We start from the raw sequence: 17504 nt of genomic DNA on the forward strand, positions 1-17504 counted from the left end.
ATGAGGCTTCACATTTCTTCACGCGGGGCGCCTGCCGTGGGCCGCCCTGGCGCGGTTATCTAACGGACCTGCCTGCGCTTGCCGGCGGGCAGGGGCGGCCGGCCCCTCGCTGAGAAAGAGGCGTCGCCGATGGTGTCCGAGCTCCCCCTTCGCTCGCGGTGGGGCGCCGTGTGTCTGAGTGGAGTGCTGCTGTTCTCGACGCCGGGCCTGGCCCGCGGTGGGGATGGGAGCCCGGAGGTCCCGGTGGATGCGCCCCTCCAGGCGCACGTGGGGCTTTCCCAGCAGTCGTTGGCGCAGGTACCCCCGCCGCCCCCGGAGCGCCCCGATTTCAAGCCGCTGGCGGTGGCGGTGGCGGTGGTGCCGGGGTTGCTCTTCCATGGACTGGGGCCCCTGGTGGCGGGGGACCGTCACACTGCGAAGCGGCTCTTCGCGTTGGAGGGCGCGGGCCTGGGGCTCATCGCGCTGGGCGGGGTGCCCATCGCGCTCACGGGCGCCTCGCGGCGCACCATTGCCCCGCTGTACGCGGTGACGCTGGCGGGCTTCAGCGTGCTGGGCATCTCCGCGCTGGCCAACCTGTATGCGGTGACGGCGCCGGCGTTCGACCCGGGCGTGGCGCCGCCCCTGCTTCCTCCGCTGGAGTTGGAGGTGGGCTACCAGTATGTGAATGACGCTGCCTTCGACTACCGCCACTTCCTCACGGTGGGGGCGCAGGCCCGCTTCGACTCGCTGCGCCTGCTGGGCGCCGTGCGGGTGGACCCTTCCGAGGGTAACACCCAGGTGCGCCTGGGCGGCGCGTGGCGGTTGTTGGGCGCGCCGGAGCGCGCGCTCGCGGGCACGGATGGCAGCGCGCTGGACGTGGAGGCCTTTGGCCAGTTCCACCGCTACCCCACCGAGGGTTTCGCGCTCATCAGCGGAGAGGTGGCGCTGCGGGGCCGGCTGGCCATGTCGCGCATCAGCCCGGCGATGGCGGGCTCCTTCGCGGAGGTCAGCGTGGGCACGTCGGCGGAGGCCTATACGTACCCCGGCGCGGTGAGCGACGGGAACCTGCACGAGCAGCTGCTCTTCACCTTCGGCTACGGCGTGTGGCTGGGCCGTGGGGGACCGTTCCGGGGCGAGGCGATGCTCTATTACGACCACCGCAAGGACTCGTTCGCGGGCGGCATCCGCTCGCGCGGCGGCGGAATCGTGGGCGCCTTTGGTCTGAGAGGCCGGGCGCTGCTGACGGATGACTGGGGTGTCGCCGCCGAGGTGCAGGGTGGTGGCGCGCTCGTGGGCCGGTTGTCGTTGATTCGTGCCCTGGGAGGTGAGCGGTGATGCGCGCGGGTGTGAAGGCGGGGGTGCTGGCGGCGCTGGTGTCGTCGGGCTGTGGCATGCGGCCCGCGGAGAACCGCGCGATTGCGGATTCCAAGGTGGGGCAGGCGCAGCAGGGCGGGGTGACGCTGTCGGTGGCGGACGGGCTGGCGACGGTGCGCGAATTGGCGCCGGGCACGCTGGTGCTGTGGGGCAACGCGCCGGCCTTCACCGCTCGCGTCGACGTGGGCGCGCAGGCGCCGTCCGACTGGCTGGTGACGGTGCGCAACGCGATGCCGGACGCGGTGCTGGTGGCCGAGGAGGAAGGGGGCGCGCCGTCGGTGCAGGAAGCGCTTCCGCAGGCGTTGCCCACCGTGAAGGTGTGGCGCGTGGCGCTGCGCGCGGGGACGACGGTGCGGCTGTCCGTGGCGCCGCCGGATTTCGAATCGCGCGAGCCCTTCCGCTTCCTCGCGCTGGCGGACGTGCAGGAAGCCCTGCCGCGCGTCGGAGATATCTACGCGCGCATGCGGCGGGACGACGCGGCACGCTTCATCCTCTTCGCGGGCGACCTCACGGAGTCAGGCACGCGCGATGAGTTGACGGAGTTCCAGGAGCGGCTGGAGGCGGGCTCGCGCATTCCGCTGTACGCCACCCTGGGCAACCACGAGACGTTCACCCGCGACGCGGCCGAGTACCACGCGCTGGTGGGGCGCGGCAGCCAGAGCTTCGTCTTCAAGGGCGTGCGCTTCTCGGTGGTGGACTCCAGCAACGGCACGTTGGACCCCGGCGTGGAGGAGCAATTGGAGGGGTGGCTGGCGGCCTCGCGGGGTGGCACGCACGTGGTGGCCATGCACGTGCCGCCGCAGGACCCGGTGGGCCTGCGCGGCGGCGGCTTCGCCAACCGGGGCGAGGCCGCGGGCCTGGTGGGGAAGATGGCGCGCGCGGGCGTGGACCTCACGCTCTACGGGCACATCCACTCCTATTATTCGTTCACCAACGCGGGCATCCCCGCCTTCATCTCCGGCGGCGGCGGCGCCATTCCGGAGACGTTCGACGGGGTGGGGCGGCACTACCTGTCCGTGGATGTGAGCGCGGACGACGGCTTGCAGCAGGCGGCGCTGGTGCGCGTGGACTGATCCGCAGGGGTGCTGTTTTAGCCTACCCTCTTGATCTGACACTGAACATCTGGGCAGATAGGGCCACCTTCCCGCAAGGAGCCAGGAGGCCCGCCCATGTTCGACTCGAACGAGAACGACCCCATTTCCCCGGCGCTGCGTGCGCTGCTCGAGCTGTTCACCACGGAGCTGGCGGAGGTCCGCTTCCCGGACATGAACGGCGAGGTGCTGGACGCCGCGGCCGAACAGGTGCGGGAGCAGGCGGAGGCCGTGGCGCGCGCGCAGGCGGCGCTGGAGTCCGCGCGGCAGGCGCTGCACGAAAGCCAGGAGGCGCTGCTCCAGAAGGGCCAGCGGGCGCTGGCGTACGCGCGAGTCTTCTCCGAGGAGAACGTGGAGCTGAGCGCGCGGCTGGACGGCATCCATCTGCCGCGAGCGGCGCGCAAGGGCGCCCGGGCTGACGGCGCGGCGGCGGACACCGCGAGCGCGGCGCAGGGCAACGATGAGAACGCGCCCCGCCGCCGGGGCCGTCCTCCCAAGGCCCGTCCCGCGGCGGGGGCGTCCCTGTTCGCGGATGGGTCCTCGCCGGAGGCGCTCGCCGCCGCGGCGCACCACACCGGCAACGGCATGTTGTCCGAGGCCTGAGCGGGCCGCGGATAAACGAAGCCGCCCGGTGTGTCGCGGCCACCGGACGGCATCGCGAGGACTGGCGCGTCAGTTGGGCAGGAACACCGCCCGGACGCAGCCGTCCTGCTTCTTCTTGAAGAGCTCGTACCCCTTCGGCGCGTCCTCCAGGGAGAACCGGTGGGTGGCGAGGAAGGACGGGTCCAGCTCGCCCTTCACCACGTGCTCCAGCAGGCGCGGCAGGTACTTCTGTCCGTGCTGCTGGGCGGAGCGGACCGTGAGGCCCTTGTTCATGATGGCGCCCATGGGGAACGCGTCCATGAAGCCGTAGACACCCACCACGGACAGGATGCCGCCCTTGCGGCACGCGAGGATGGCCTGCCGCAGCGCCTGCCCCCGGTCCGTTTGGAGGCGCATCGCCTGTTTCGCGCGGTCATACGCGGCGCCCACGCCCGTGCCGTGGGCCTCCATGCCCACCGCGTCGATGCAGGCGTCGGGGCCTCGGCCGCCGGTGAGTTCCTTCAGCACGTCGAGGACGCTGTCCACCTCTTCGTAGCTGATGGTCTCCGCGCCCACCTTCTCCCGCGCCAGCTTCAGTCTTTCGGGGAAGCGGTCGATGCCAATCACCCGCTCGGCGCCGAGGAGGAACGCGGCCTTCTGCGCCATCAGCCCCACGCCGCCGCAGCCCCACACGGCCACCGTCTGGCCGGGTTGGATGTCGCAGAAGTCCGCGCCCATGTAGCCGGTGGGCACGGCGTCGGAGAGGAACAGCGCCTGTTCATCCGTCACGCCTTCGGGCACCCGGAAGCAGTCGTTGTCCGCGTGAGGGACGCGGACGAACTGCGCATGCGCGCCCGCGTAGCCGCCGAAGGCGTGGGTGTAGCCGTAGATGCCGGCCGTCTGGGAGCCGAACAGGGGTTCCTGCAATTCGCCCTTGGGATTGGTGTTGTCGCAGAGGGACCAGAGGTCGTGCTGGCAGTACCAGCAGCTGCCGCAGCCGATGAAAGACGGGACGACGACGCGGTCACCCACCTGGATCTTCTTCACCGCGGGGCCCTTCTCCACGACGGTGCCCATGAACTCGTGGCCGATGACGTCTCCCTTGCGCATCGTCGGGATGTAGCCGTCGATGAAGTGGAGGTCGGAGCCGCAGGTGGTGGACATCCTCACCTGGAGGATGACGTCGTGCGGGTTGACGATGCGAGGGTCCCCCACCGTCTCCACGCCTAGGTCGTTGATGCCGTTCCAGCAGAGTGCGCGCATGGGCAGGTTCCTCAGAAGGAGTAGCCGCCCTCGCGAGCGGCGGGGTTGGGCCGGGTGGTGGGAATCTCGCCCGACTCGACGAGGCTCTTGAATCGCTTGAGGGCCTTGAGCGCGAGCGCGGCGGGCACGGCGCCGAGCAACTGCACGGCCTTCTCACCCACGACGCCGCCCGGCGGGTCGAAGACGAAGCGGAGCGTCACCGCCGTGCCCCAGTCCCGAGGCGCGGGGCGGAAACGCACCCAGCCTTCGTTGGGCAGGGCCGTGTCCCCCACGGATTGCCAGCGCAGCAGCTCGCCGGGGTGCTCCTCCACCACCTCCGCGTCCCATTCGAGGTCCTGGCCGAGCACGCCCGGCACCTTCCAGTGCTGCAATCCCTCGCCGGAGGACGTGACGTCGGCGAAGTGTCCCATCACCTGGTTGAGCGTCTCCGCGTCGCACCAGCGGCGATACAGCGCCTCCGGCGTGCCTTGGATGGTGATGGAGCGCTGGAGCACCGTCAGCTCGACGGTGGCGTCCCGGCCACGTTGACGGCGGAGCTTCCGGACGATGACACCGTGCTTGCGGACGTGGGGTTCCTGCTCGGTCCGGGTGCCGCGGAAGAGCAGGCCGCCACCGGCCAGGGCCATGGCCACGCCGCCCAGCCTGCCTCGCCGGAGGCCCAGCGTGAGCAGGGCGCCGCCCGCGAGCGCGGAGACGAGCTGCGGAAGGCGCTCCTCCGAGGTGCGCTGGATGCCGCGGTCAGGCCATCCCCACCGCTGGCTTCCGAGGCGTCCGCCACGTGGAGACGCAGCGGGAAGGCGGGCTCCTGGCTGCTGAATCGTGTCACGCATGGCGGTGGCTCCTCCTGGGCAGGCAGGAGTCGAGCCCGCCACCGGAAACGTTGGGGGAGCCACCTGGGATGACAACCCCGTGGGCGCGTGCCGCGCGGGGTGAGGGGCCCAGGGCCGCCAGCAGGCTCCGGGCCCTTCAAAGGCCACGGCCCGGCCGGGTGCCGTCGCCGGAGCCCCCCTCCGAGCGCTGCACTCGACCGGGCCATGGGACCGGGCCCCCCACCCGCGTTCGGAGGAGGGGCCCGGCTCAGCTCAGCGTGGGAACGTCAGTTCTGCGGGAAGGCCGTCCAGCCGGCCAGCCAGTTGGTGGTGCCCACCGCGCCGACGAAGCGCGCGGAGGTGTCGAAGCCCGCAGGCGGCGTGGCGGCGGAGTCCGGGTTGAGCGCGGGCGAGCCGGCCACGGGCATGAAGTTCGGCGCCGTCAGGTGGGTCGCATCGGTGAGCTGCGGATCCACCACGCGGTTGTTCAGGCCGGAGGCGAGCACCTTCTCCGGCTCGTTGAAGTTGGACGAGTCCGGGTTGGTGACGTTGCCGCCAGCGTCCACGGTCGGGTTCGGCGCCGCGGGGATGGAGACGTTGTTGCCGCGGTTGTTCCAGAAGAACGTGTTGCGCAGGTACAGCTCCGGCGTGGCCGCGTTCCACAGGGCCGCGGAGGCCGTGCCGCTCACGTCCACCGCCAGGTCGGCGAAGTTGGCCACGATGACGTTGTTCAGCTTCCCGCCCGCGCCGGTGTTGAACACCATGCCCGACTGCGCGGGGCTGGTGCCCGCCGGACGGCCGGAGCCGATGAAGGTCGCGTTCCAGATTTCCGGCGCGGACCGCGGCGTGGCCGCGTTGTCGTTCTTGTTGCCGGAGGCCTCGATGCCGAAGTTGCCCACCACCGCGTTCTGCTGCGCGATGAAGAACTGGATCTTCCCGTTGTAGCCCAGGTCGTAGTCCAGCGAGTCATCGTCCGTCTGGGTGACAACGGCGTGCCTCAGGTTGGCCGAGCCGCCGAAGAACTCCACGCCATCATCCGCGCCCAGGTGGACCTGGATGTAGTCCAGGTCGGTGTCCGAGCCGCAGCCGGCCACGGTGAGGCCGTTGAGCTCGTTGTCCTCGGACAGCTCGAAGCCGGCGAACTCGATGCGCGCGTAGTTCAGCTTGCCGCAGTCGTGCGCGTCGCTCGGGGTGGCGCCGCCACCGTACTTGGTCAGCGGGTTGTTGCCGGAGGCGAAGAAGCCCTCCACCGTGTTCTCGCCGCCCGCCACGTTGATGCGGCCCTTGCCGAGCAGCACCACGCCGCCCCAGTCACCGGGCGCGCGGCTGCCCTCGGGCCGCGAACTGGTGAAGACGATGGGGGCCTGCGCGGTGCCCACCGCGTGAATCTTCGCGTTGCGGGTGACGATGAGCGCGCTGCCCTGTTCACCGAGGATGCGGGTCCCCGGCTCGATGGTGAGCGTGCCGCTCTCCACGAAGACGTAGTTCTTCAGCGTGTACGTGACGCCCGCCTTCCAGGTGGTGTCCTGGGTGATGTTGGCGGACACGTTCTCGGTGGTGTCCGTCGGCGGCGGGTTGGGGTTGTTGGGCGTGTTGTCGTCGCCGCAGGCAGGCGTCAGGGAGAGGGCGGAGAGCGTCAGGAGGGAGGCAAAGAGGCGCTTCATGGGTGTGCTTCCTTCTGCGGGTTAGAGGGACCAGCCCAGTGACGCGCTGAAGGCGACGCCGGGTTTGTACGTCTGCACGTCCACCGACTCCTGGCGGAGGGTGACGCTCGAGTTGAGGAGGTTGGCCGCGGTGAGCTTGAGTTGCGCCGAGCCGAGCTGCTGGGTCAGCGAGATGTCCACGCGGTGGAAGGGCACTTCGTAGATGTCCGGCAGGCCCTGGACGCCCACTTCGCTGATGCGGCGGCCGTACACGTTGTAGAGGACGGTCAGCTCGGTGCCGCTTTCGGGGCGCGAGTAGCCGACGTTGAGGTTGATGACGTACGGGGACTGGCCCTGGAGGGGACGGTTCCGGTTCGTCTGCGCGCCCACCACGTTGGGGTCACCCAGGTCTACGTCGGACTGGATGAGCGTGAGGTTGGCGCCCACGCGCACGGCCTTCAGCGTCTCCGTGAGGCGGGCCAGCGACGCACGCGCCTCCAGCTCCAGGCCGTAGGTGTTGGCACCCGCGGCGTTCTCGAAGCTGAGGTCCCCCGACTCGGGGTTGCGGATGACGCGCTCGATGGGGTCCTGGAAGCGCTTGTAGAAGGCGCTGGCGGCCAGGACTTCGTTCTCACCCGCGAACCACTCGACGCGCGCGTCGATGTTGTGGATGCGCGTCTGGAGCAGGTCCGGGTTGCCGGACACGTTCCGGCGGCGCACGAAGTCAAAGTAGATGAACGGCGCCAGCTCGCGGAAGGTGGGCCGCGCCAGCGTGTAGCTGTAGCCGGCGCGCACGTTCACGGTGGGCGTCAGCGCGTAGATGGCGTTGAAGGCCGGCAGCAGGTTCATGTACTTGGAGCGGTTCTCCGTGCCGGAGGCGCCGGTGAACGGGTCCTTCAGCGTGAGCTGCTGGGTGGAGGACTCCACGCGCAGGCCGCCCACCAGGCGGAGGGCGGCCGTCGGCTGGACGTCCGCGGACGCATAGCCGGCGAAGATGCCCAGGTACGCGTCATAGGCATCATCCGGCCGGGTGTTCTCACGCACGCGGATTCCGGTGCCCAGGTTCTCCGGGGCGAAGAGCTGCTCGGGAGGGAGCGTGCGGTCCACCGGCGTGCTGCCCAGCAGGTAGCGGAAGCGGCGGGCACCGAAGTCACGGAAGGACACCTGGGTGAGCCCGCCCACCTTCAGCCGGATGGCGGAGAGGGGAACGGTGACGTTGACGCTGCCGCCCGTGGACGTCTCGCCCAGCTCGGCGAAGAAGCGCTCGCCGCTGTTGGGCTGGTTGGGGAAGGTGGGCGTGCCCGACGGCGCGGAGAGGTTGTCGCTGTAGAGGGTGTCGCGGGTGTCGGGCTCGTCGCGGTCCACGCGGGACAGGTTGGCCTGCCAATCCAGCTCCGCGTCCCCCAACAGACCCAGGCGGTGGAAGCCTCGGAGCTGGTTGAAGAAGAGCTGCCGGCTGACGAACTGCAGGCGCGTGCTCTCGTAGCTCTCACCGCGGACGATGTTGCTTCCGCGCGCGGTGAACGTGCGGGTGTCGGTGCCGCGGGTGTAGAGGCCGAACCAGGTCAGCTCGTTGTCGCGGTCCAACTGGAAGCCGACGCTGCCCAGGCCGCTGAGGCTGGCCGTCTCGAAGCCCTGCGTGCTGCGGGCCGCGTCGCGGGCGTTGAGCGCGCCCGTCTCGTCGCGGTCGGTACGGGCGAAGGTGCCCTCCTGCACGCCGTCGCGGTGACCGTAGTTGGCGCTGGCCAGGTAGCCCAGCCGGCTGTTGCCGAAGCGCAGGGTGTCGCCCATGGACACGCCCAGGCCCATGTTGGGCAGCGCGGTGGTGCGGCGCGCCTGCCAGATGTTGGGGAAGCTGCGGTACTGCTGCTCCAGCACGTCGCTGGACTCGCCCGACATCCCCAGGCCGCTGTCGCGCGGAATCGCGTTGGGGAGCTGGCGGCTCCCGCCGGGGAAGCCCAGGTTCTCACCGAAGCCGCCCTGGGCCTGGCTGTTGCGCTCGCGGAACGTCGTCTCGGAGTCGCCGCCCAGGCTGATGCGCGGCTTGAGCTCGAACTCGCTCGGGTAGGAGTTGGTTTCGATGAGCAGCGTGCCGCCGGCGAAGGTGCCGGGGAGGTCCGGTGTGTAGCTCTTCACCACGTTGAGGTTGGCGAGCAGGCTGGTGGGGAAGATGTCCAGCGGGACGCTGGGCTCGTCCGGCTCGGTGCTGGGCAGCAGCGCGCCGTTGAGCAGCGTGGTGCTGTAGCGGCCACCCAGGCCGCGCAGCAGCACGTAGCGGCCGTCCACCACCGTGGCGCTCACCACGCGCTTCACCGCGTCGGAGGCGCTGGAGTCCGGCGTTCGCGCGATTTCCTGCGCGCTGATGGCGTCCGACACGGCGGCGGCCTTCTTGCGCTCCTGGAGCAGCGCGCCCTCGGCCCGGCGGTCCGCGCGGGCCTCGACGACGACTTCCTGCACCGCGCCTTCGTCCGCGCCGAGCGCGATGTCCAGCTTCGTCGCCTTGCCCTTCGTCACCACGACGCCGGTGATGCGGCGGCCCTGGTACACGTCATAGAAGACGCGCAGGTCGTACTTTCCGGGCGGCACCGCGACCCGGTAGAAGCCGTCCAGGTCGGTGAGCACCTGCTTCTGGGCGCCCGTCACGACCTTCACGGTGGCCTCGATGAGGCCCTCGCCGTTGGCTTCGTCCGTCACGCGGCCGTGGATGCCGGTGAAGCCCGGGGGCGGCACGGAGGACTCGGCCAGCATCGCCTCGTCGTCGCTCATGTCCTCCATGGACTCATCGACCGGCGCCGCGGGCTGCTGCGCGGTGGGGTCGGCTTCGGTGCCGGGCTGCTGCGCCGTCGGCAACGCCTCGGTGCCGGGCTGCTGCGCGGTGGGCGATGGCGTGACGCTCGGCTGCTGCGCGGTCGGCGCGGTCTCGGTGCCGGGGTGCGCGGCCGTCGGCGGCGTCACGGTGCCCGACTGCTGCGCGGAAGGATCAGCCGCGGTGGGCTGCGCGGCAATCCCAGACGGCTGCGTCGTGGTGTCCTTCGGCTGCGACGCTTGGGTTTCCTCGGATGGGGGAAGAGGTTGCGTGACGGGGTCGACCGCGGGAGCGGGAGCCGAGCCCGGAACGCCGGGCGCCTGTGCGAACACGGGCGTAGCTGTCATGACAAGCGCAGCCAAAATGGCGCGCAAGGGGGCAGTGCGAGACAACACGACACTCCTTGCCGAGGTGCGCGTAGAGAACGCGACACGCATGGCATCTGGATGAAGGGGCTGTGACGATTCAGGCGGCGGACCGCAAACTTGGTGTCACGGTCCGCCGCGGCACTGCATCAATCCGCGAGCTTGTCCGGCAGCACGCCGACAGTGATGTCCCCGCCTCGCGCGAGGTCCAGCACGTCCATTGCGGCGCCGTACGGCACATCATCACTGGCGTCGAAGAACACAATCTTGTCCGGGCGCGCGTTGAGCATGCGCTGGAGCCGGGCCACGACCTGGTCGCGGGGCACTTCTTCCCGGTTGATTCGCAGCACGCCGGACTTGTCCACCGTGAGGACCACCGGTGGCCGTGCATCGGGAGGAGGCGGAGGGGCCTCCTGGTCATCGCCCTTGGCGGGCACCGTCATCCACATCTGCTTCGTCATCAGCGGGGTGACGACCATGAAGATGATGAGGAGGACGAGCACCACGTCCACCAGGGGCGTCACGTTCATCGCCGGGCGGATGCCGCCCTTTCCGCCTCCGAGGTCGAATGCCATGGCGTGCGCTCCTATTTCTTCTGTTTGTCGACGACCTGCAGGTTGATGCCGGGGAAGCCCAGCTCCTGCATCGCCTTGAAGAGGCCGCGCACCTCGGAGTAGCGCACGCCCCGGTCGGCCTTGAGCACCACGGGCGAGTCCGGGTCCTTCGCGCGCACGGCCTTCAGCTCGGCCATGAGCGCGTCGCGCTTGAGCTCCTTGCGGTCCAGGAAGAAGGCCCCGGTCGCGGACAGGCTCACCGTGGTGGGCGTCAGCTCCTTGTTCTCCTTGTCCGGGTTCGTCGCGGTGGGCAGCTCCACCGCGGCGCCGGACTCAATCTGGGGCGTGACGACCATGAAGATGATGAGGAGGACGAGCACCACGTCCACCAGGGGCGTCACGTTCATCTCCGGCGTCAGGCTCCTACGCGGGGTGGACATCGCGGGACTCCTTGCGAGCAGCCAGCTCCGGGCCCGTGGCCACCGCCGCGCCGTTGACGGCGGCGGGCTTCTGCGGCCCCAGGTCCTCCAGGTAGTCCATGAACTCGCTCCGCGCGGCGTCCAGGGAGAGCTGGAGCGAGTCGGCGCGAGTGGAGAGGAAGTTGAACATCAGCACCGCGGGGATGGCGACGAGCAGACCCAGGGCCGTGACGACGAGCGCCTCGGCGATACCGGCGGACACCGCGCCCAGGCCGCCGGAGCCTTCCTTGGCGATGCCGGCGAAGGCCTCGATGATGCCCACCACCGTGCCAAGCAGACCGACGAAGGGCGCCACCGAGCCGACGGTGGCGAGCACGGACATGCCGCGGCGCACGTCCGCGCTGACGCGCTCGTTGATGCGCACCAGCTCACGGCGCGTGAGCTCCACCGGGCCCAGCTTGCCGGCGGGCACGCGGGACCTGGCCAGGAAGTGCTTCATGCCTCCGCCCAGCAGCATGGCCAGGTGGCTGCCCTTGGTGGCCTCCGCCTCCTTCACCAGCGCTTCGTGCTGGTGCTGGGTGAGGAGCGGACCGGCGCGGGACGCGAAGCGCTTGGAGATGGAGCGCGAGCGGAAGAAGACGAAGAGGCGTTCGAAGAACACCGCGAGGGACGCGACGGCGAAGAGGATGAGGGTCCACGCGATGCCCAGCGCGAACACACCCATGTGGTTGTAGATGTCCCTGAGATTGAAATTCATGACGGGTTGCTCCTGGGGGGCAGGTGCGGGTGAGGCCTTTTCGGCTTACGACTTGAGACGGAACGGAACCTTGAAGATGCGGAACACCGCCGTGGGCTGACCGCCGACGACTGCGGGCTTGAAGCGCCACGTCTTCGCGGCGGCCATGGCCGCGCTGGCGAAGGGCTCGTCGCCGCGCATCACCTTCAGCTGGCTGACGCGGCCATCCACGCCCACCACGCCCTTGAGGATGACCATGCCTTCCAGGCCCTTGGAGCGGGCCTCGGAGGGGTATTCCGGCGTGAGGTTGGAGGAGAGGGGCTCCGGCGGCGTGCCGGACTCCGGAAGGTTGATGGGCGCGACGCGGCCGCCACCGCCGGCGAGCGTGTCACCGCCAGGGACGCCGCCCACCACGCCACCGGGAACGAGCGCGCCGGTGCCACCCACGGCGATGGGCGCGGCGGCCACCGTCTCCGTCGCGGCCTCGGGCGGCTTCTCCAGCGGTACTTCCTTGGGGACGACGATGGGCGCGGGCGCCACGGTGGGCGCGGCCGGCGGGGGCGCCTTCGCGGCTGCGGGCGGAGCGGGCCTGGGCGCCAGCTTCGGCTTGGGAGGAGGCGGGGGCGGAGGCGGCGGCTTCGCCTCAACCACGGGTGGTGGCGGAGGAGGGGGCGGCGGACGGAACACCACGTCCGTGCCCTTCTTCTCTTTGATGACTTCCGTCACCTTGCCGGCCGCGGTGATGGCGGCGATGCCCATCAGCGCGAACACGGCGACGGACGCCGTAGTGGAGAGCGCGAACCGCCGCGCCGATTGGACGTCCGGGCCGCTGTCGAAGGTCTCGAACATGACTGGACGCGCATATAGCGACGCCATGTGTCGGGCCTGTCCGGGGCCCGTGACACTTTGCTTCCATCAACTTGTCGGAAGCGTCACGGCGCGAGCCCGCCACCAAAGCAACGTGGCAGGCGTGACACGGCGTCGGCGTCCACCACCGCTCGCGGTGCGCCCATGCGGCGCATCTGCGACAGCAGGGCGATCAGCAGCGCCGTGTAGACGAGCGCGAAGGGGCGCCACAGGAGGACGTGGCGGCTCCATTCCGCGCCCAGTCCCGAGTCGGAGACGAGGACACCCGTGAGGGCGATGAGCGCCACCAGCACCAGGTTGGGCCGGTGGCGGCTCTCCACCGCGGCACGGATCAACGGCCAGGCCAGCACGTAGTTCGCGCGCCACGCCAGCGGTGACAGCAGGGTGACACCCAGGCAACACACGGCGATGAGGTCCGCTGGCCCGGGTCTTGCCCACACGACGGCGGCGACGAACAGGACCATGGCCACGGCCTGCGCCAGGGACATGTCACCGGGGGGCACCACGGTGTCGGGCGGGTACACCAGCGCCAGCAGCACGGTGGGCAGGCCCTGCGTGTTGGACTGGAGCGCCCAGGGCGGCGTGGTGCGCGCCAGCGTGTCGCTCCAGAGCTGGAACTGGACCAGCGTGCCGTCCCAGCCGTAGCGGGCGAGCGTGGGCAGGGTGAGCACCAGTCCCACCACCGCGGTGGCGCCGATGACGCGCCAATGCCGGCGCCACAGGAAGAAGAGGCCGACGAGGGCGGCGGGCGGCTTGAGCAGGAAGGCGACGGCGAAGGCGGCGCCGGGGCGCCACACCTGTCCGCGTTCGGCGCCGAGCGTGGACAGGAGGATGAGCAGCAGGATGACGGCGTCCACCTGACCGTAGAACAGCTCGAAGGTGAAGGACGGCAGCAGGGCCAGCGTCGTCAGCGCGGGCGCCCAGGCCCAGGGCGTGGCTTCCCCCGACGAAGGCGTGGCGCGCATGGTGAGGCGGGCCACTGCGGCGAGCGCGGCGATGGAGCCCAGGTTCCACAGGGCCACGGCGGCGCGCGCGGGGAGCAGGGTGAAGGGAAGGAAGAGGGGCGCGGTGATGGGCGCGTACTTGAACGGCATGGTGCCGTCGGACAGGCGGTAGATGTCCGTGGCTTCCCAGAACCGCTCCGCCGCCATGAGGTAGACGCGGAAGTCCACGCCCCTGCGGGGATGCTGACCCACGGCGACAGCGGCCACGGCGAGGACGGCCAGCACGAGCCACCAGGCCCAGCGCGCCCAGGGCGCACGCACTTCAAGGGATGTCCCCTCACCCGCGGCCGGTGGGGGGGATTCGGAGCGGGAGGGCCCCGGGGCGACGGCGGTCATCAGTAGGGAGGGGTGGGGTGGGCAGCGGCACCATTCCACGCCCACCCCCGCGCACGCAACGGAGGGGCGGCGGGCTAGAGGCCGTACGCCTCCAGCAGCTTCAACCACACCTCGCTCATGGTGGGGAACGACGGCACCGAGTGCCACAGCGTGTCGAGCGGCACCTCCCCTGCCACGGCGATGGTGGCCGCGTGGAGCATCTCACCCACCTCCGGCCCGGTGAACGTGGCGCCCACGAGCACCCGGCGCTTCTCGTCCACCACCCACTTCACGGTGCCAGTGAGGCCCTTGCCCACCAGCGACGTGCCGGGCACATCCTGGAGCTGCTTCTCCACCGTGCGCACCGGCAGCCCGGCCTCGCGCGCCTTGGCCTCGGTGAGGCCCACGCTGGCCACCTGCGGGTGGGTGAAGACGACTTGCGGGGTGGCCTTCGCGTCCGCCCAGGCCCTTGCCTGCTTGCCCGCGATGACGTCGCCCACCATGCGGGCCTGGTACTTGCCCATGTGGGTGAGGAGGTTGCGGCCGTTGGTGTCGCCGCACGCGTAGAGCCAGCCGCCGTCCACGCCCTTCGCGCGGAGCTGGTCATCCACCTCCACGGGCTTGCCGCCCACGAGCCCCACCGTCTCCAGCCCGAGTCCCTCCGTGCGGGGCACGCGGCCCATGGCCACCAGGACTTCGTCCGCGACGACCTGCTCTCCATTGGACAGCGTCACCGTCACCTCGCCCTTGCCGCCGGGCCGCTGGACGCGCGACACGTTCATTCCCAGCAGCACGCGCACGCCGGCGTCCCGCAGCGCCTGGGCCACCTGCTCTCCGGCGAAGGGCTCCGCCCGGGACAGCAATCCCTTTCCGCGCTGCACCAGCGTCACCTCGGAGCCCAGCGAGCGCCACGCCTGGGCCAGCTCCACCGCGACGGCGCCGCCGCCCAGCACCACCAGCCGCTTGGGCGCCTGCCTGGCCGCAGTGCCCTGGCGGTTGTCCCAGGGCTGGGCGTCTTTCAGCCCCGGGATGTCCGGGATGCGCGGCCGGCTGCCAGTGGCCAGCACCACGGCCTTGCGGGCCTCCAGCTCCCGCACGGCGCCGTCCTTGTTCTCCACGCGCACCTTGCGCGGGCCCGTGAGCTTGCCGGTGCCCCGCACCACCTTCAGCTTCGCGTCCTCGGCCCACTTCACCTGGGAGTCGTCCTGGTAGTTGCTGACCATCGAATTCCGGTGGTCCAGCACCGCGCGCGCGTCGATGCCATCCTGGAGCTTCTCGCGCACGCCGGCGGCATGCTCCGCCAGCCACCTGACTTCTCCCGGACGCAGCAAGGCCTTGCTGGGGATGCAGGCCCAGTACGAGCACTCACCTCCGAGCAGCTCATGCTCCACCAGCGCCACCGACAGCCCGGCCTCCGCGGCGCGCGCACCGGCGACTTCACCCGCGGGGCCCGCCCCAATCACCACCACGTCGAACGCTTCCGCCATGTGCCTTCACCTCGTGCTCGCTGCGTAGCGCGACGGCGGGCCATGCCCACGGCCGCGTTGAGACGCACGTCCGCTGCTGGAAAGTGAGGGTGGTCACCTGCCGACACCGGACACAGGGCACGGGCCCGAGGGGTGGCTGGCTGTCAGGTCTGCCCGCGTCCCGCCGTCCGGGGCTGTCGCTTGACGTGGGCAGGGTGGCGGTCACACCTTGTCTGCGCAGCATCACGGTCCGCGCGGGAGTCACGCACGCGGCGGGAGGTGTGCCATGGGACGTGTCTTGATTGGAGTCTCGGGTCGCTTCGCGCTGAATGTGCTGAACCGGGTGGGTCGCCTCCCTCGCTGAGCGGGACGGAGCGCGCTTCCAGGGCCTTGGATTCGGCATGTGCGCGGAGCCTTTGCCTCCGTGCAATGGGCCGGCGTGTGTCTCGTGCGTCGCTCACGGCTTGAAGCCGGGAGCGCACGAGGGGCACGCGCGGCCTTCTGGGAACCGTTCGTCCTCTCATGTCCTCTTCCAGGAATCGCCGTACCTCGTCATCGCGCCATCTGCGCGTGCAGTCCCATCTGTCCCAAGAAGTCTCCCGCACCTTCCGGGGGGAGCTGTCCGACCCGAGGCTCGAAGGCGTCGCGCTGACGTCCTTCGAGCTGTCGCCGGACGGCCGCCTCGTTCGCATCGGCTACACCGTCACGCCCGAAGCCGCGGCTGCCGGCCTTCGTCCCCTGCAGGCGGCGCTCGAAGGCGCCAGCGGCTACCTGCGCTCGCAGCTCGCGGAGCATCTCGACCTCAAGCGCGTGCCGCAGCTTCGTTTCATCTACATTGGCGTCTCGGAGCACACGCCCGGAGCGGCGGAGGAGGGCGAGTCATGATGCCCCGTCTGCTTCCGCCCGCACCGGGCTGCAGGCCCATCCTCGTCTGGGCCCGAGCGCTGCCTCCCGGCGCGGAGAAGCAGCTGCGTCACATCGCCTCCCAGCCCTATGTCGTGGAGCACGTGGCCGCCATGCCGGACCTCCACGTCGCTTCCGGCATCGCAGTGGGCACCGTCTTCGCCACTGAGCACCACGTCGTACCGGGGGCGCTGGGCGGAGACCTGGGCTGCGGCGTGAGCGCCTGGCGTTTCCCACTCACCTCGGGCCTTCCCGGACGGGACGTGCTGGAGCACGTGCTGTCTCAGTTGGCCGACCGCATCCCCGTGGGTGACGCCGTCCACCGGGGCCGGGGGCTGTCATTGCCCCCGGCGCTGGAGTCACCGCCCCTGTCCACCCAGAAGCTGCGCCATGCCTGGGAGCGGCTGGCGCCCAGACACATGGGGACGCTCGGGGGCGGCAACCACTTCCTCGAACTGGACCGGGATGCGGACGGGGCCCTCTGGCTGCTGCTGCACACCGGCTCCCGGGGCGTCGGCGCGGCCATCGCGGACCACCACGGACGGGTGGCCCGGGCGCTCGGGGAGGGCGGCTTGCCGGCCCTGAGCATCCACACCGCCGAGGGCGCCGCCTGCCTCGCCGACACGCAGTGGGCCTGCCGCTTCGCGCTCGCCAACCGGGAGGCCATCGCCGCTCGCGCGCTGGACGTCCTGGAGGAAGTCCTGGGCGTGGCCGCCGACACCACGTCGGTCGTGGATGTGCACCACAACCACGTCGCTCAAGAGGAGCACGGGGGCCGCCTGCTGTGGGTCCACCGCAAGGGCGCGGTGGGACTCCAGGCCGGCCAGCGCGGGCTCATCCCGGGTTCCATGGGCACGGCGTCCTACGTCGTGGAGGGCCGGGGCGAGCCGCGTGCCTTCCGCTCCTGCTCACACGGGGCGGGCCGTGTCCTCACCCGTTCAGAGGCGCGGGCGCGCATCCGCCCGGCGGCGCTGGAGCACGTGCTGCGCCGCGTGGTGTACGACAAGGGGCGCACCGCCGCCCTGGTGGAGGAGGCGCCCGCCGCCTACCGCGACATCACCGAGGTGCTGGAGGACGAGGCCGACCTCGTCCGGCCGCTCCTGCGTCTCACGCCGCTCGCCGTCCTCAAGGGCTGACCGGGAAGGCCGCCCCTGGCGAAAATCCGGGGGCGGCTTTACTCCAGGTGTAAAGGGAGAGCGACAATGCGCCCGGCTCCAGCCGTTATCGAGGCTCGGGCGAGGGGTCCAGTGGCTGACATTGCAGGGAACCGCGTCAGGGGAGTTCCCCGCACCCGTCGGGATGCCGTACACTCGGACACCAGAAGTACA

At 70.7% G+C, this 17504-nt stretch carries 15 protein-coding genes; 5 read left to right on the forward strand and 10 right to left on the reverse strand.

Translation table 11 applies throughout. From position 1 onward, the window contains the following. The first annotated feature begins 129 nt into the window (after positions 1 to 129). The 3 genes from BHS09_RS01310 (at position 130) to BHS09_RS01320 (ending at position 3047) form a co-directional block, all read left to right on the forward strand. Positions 130 to 1314: a hypothetical protein gene (locus BHS09_RS01310; protein WP_140860008.1), complete on the forward strand. Its 1185-nt coding sequence runs from the start codon at positions 130 to 132 to the stop codon at positions 1312 to 1314. Further along, on the forward strand, positions 1314 to 2426 hold the full coding sequence (locus tag BHS09_RS01315; RefSeq protein ID WP_140800581.1) for a metallophosphoesterase family protein: 1113 nt from the start codon (positions 1314 to 1316) through the stop codon (positions 2424 to 2426). The genes BHS09_RS01310 and BHS09_RS01315 overlap by 1 nt, the downstream gene beginning before the upstream one ends. 96 nt (positions 2427 to 2522) lie before the next feature. Beyond that, positions 2523 to 3047 (forward strand): hypothetical protein, encoded by a 525-nt coding sequence (locus tag BHS09_RS01320; RefSeq protein ID WP_140786721.1) that lies wholly within the window; start codon positions 2523 to 2525, stop codon positions 3045 to 3047. A 69-nt stretch (positions 3048 to 3116) separates the two neighbouring features. Here BHS09_RS01320 and BHS09_RS01325 read toward each other — a convergent pair whose 3' ends face one another. From BHS09_RS01325 to BHS09_RS01370, 10 genes are all read right to left on the reverse strand, one after another. Continuing rightward, positions 3117 to 4289, reverse strand: a complete 1173-nt coding sequence (locus BHS09_RS01325; RefSeq protein WP_140796965.1) for a zinc-dependent alcohol dehydrogenase — start codon at positions 4287 to 4289, stop codon at positions 3117 to 3119. 11 nt (positions 4290 to 4300) lie between these two features. After that, the gene (locus BHS09_RS01330) at positions 4301 to 5119 is read right to left on the reverse strand and encodes an SRPBCC family protein (RefSeq protein WP_140786723.1); all 819 of its coding nucleotides are present in this window, start codon (positions 5117 to 5119) and stop codon (positions 4301 to 4303) included. Positions 5120 to 5385: 266 nt separating this feature from the next. Further along, the gene (locus BHS09_RS01335; RefSeq protein WP_140786724.1) at positions 5386 to 6762 is read right to left on the reverse strand and encodes a hypothetical protein; all 1377 of its coding nucleotides are present in this window, start codon (positions 6760 to 6762) and stop codon (positions 5386 to 5388) included. Between the two features lie 21 nt (positions 6763 to 6783). After that, positions 6784 to 9984 (reverse strand): TonB-dependent receptor, encoded by a 3201-nt coding sequence (locus tag BHS09_RS01340; RefSeq protein ID WP_140796966.1) that lies wholly within the window; start codon positions 9982 to 9984, stop codon positions 6784 to 6786. A gap of 77 nt (positions 9985 to 10061) precedes the next feature. Beyond that, entirely contained in the window at positions 10062 to 10487 is a 426-nt protein-coding gene (locus BHS09_RS01345) for an ExbD/TolR family protein (RefSeq protein WP_140786726.1), read from the reverse strand. A gap of 11 nt (positions 10488 to 10498) precedes the next feature. Beyond that, positions 10499 to 10906 carry an ExbD/TolR family protein gene (locus BHS09_RS01350; protein WP_140796967.1) on the reverse strand — a complete coding sequence of 136 codons (408 nt, stop codon included), beginning with the start codon at positions 10904 to 10906 and terminating at the stop codon, positions 10499 to 10501. After that, a complete protein-coding gene (locus BHS09_RS01355; RefSeq protein WP_140786728.1) occupies positions 10890 to 11642 on the reverse strand; it encodes a MotA/TolQ/ExbB proton channel family protein in 753 nt (250 codons plus the stop codon). Before BHS09_RS01355 ends, BHS09_RS01350 begins: the two co-directional genes overlap by 17 nt. A 45-nt stretch (positions 11643 to 11687) precedes the next feature. Beyond that, on the reverse strand, positions 11688 to 12470 hold the full coding sequence (locus BHS09_RS01360; protein ID WP_237080127.1) for an energy transducer TonB: 783 nt from the start codon (positions 12468 to 12470) through the stop codon (positions 11688 to 11690). 83 nt (positions 12471 to 12553) lie between these two features. Continuing rightward, positions 12554 to 13873: a glycosyltransferase family 87 protein gene (locus tag BHS09_RS01365; RefSeq protein WP_140786730.1), complete on the reverse strand. Its 1320-nt coding sequence runs from the start codon at positions 13871 to 13873 to the stop codon at positions 12554 to 12556. A gap of 29 nt (positions 13874 to 13902) precedes the next feature. Then, the gene (locus tag BHS09_RS01370) at positions 13903 to 15294 is read right to left on the reverse strand and encodes a dihydrolipoyl dehydrogenase family protein (protein ID WP_140796969.1); all 1392 of its coding nucleotides are present in this window, start codon (positions 15292 to 15294) and stop codon (positions 13903 to 13905) included. 501 nt (positions 15295 to 15795) lie between these two features. On the opposite strand from BHS09_RS01370, the gene BHS09_RS01375 reads away from it, so the two are divergent. Together BHS09_RS01375 and BHS09_RS01380 are read left to right on the forward strand one after the other, a co-directional pair. Then, the gene (locus tag BHS09_RS01375) at positions 15796 to 16158 is read left to right on the forward strand and encodes a ribosome-binding factor A (RefSeq protein WP_090490908.1); all 363 of its coding nucleotides are present in this window, start codon (positions 15796 to 15798) and stop codon (positions 16156 to 16158) included. Further along, positions 16155 to 17312, forward strand: coding sequence for an RtcB family protein (locus BHS09_RS01380; RefSeq protein ID WP_140796970.1), 1158 nt, complete (start codon positions 16155 to 16157; stop codon positions 17310 to 17312). Before BHS09_RS01375 ends, BHS09_RS01380 begins: the two co-directional genes overlap by 4 nt. Positions 17313 to 17504 lie beyond the last annotated feature (192 nt).

Origin of the sequence: Myxococcus xanthus, assembly GCF_006402735.1 — a bacterium.
Taxonomy (GTDB): domain Bacteria; phylum Myxococcota; class Myxococcia; order Myxococcales; family Myxococcaceae; genus Myxococcus; species Myxococcus xanthus_A.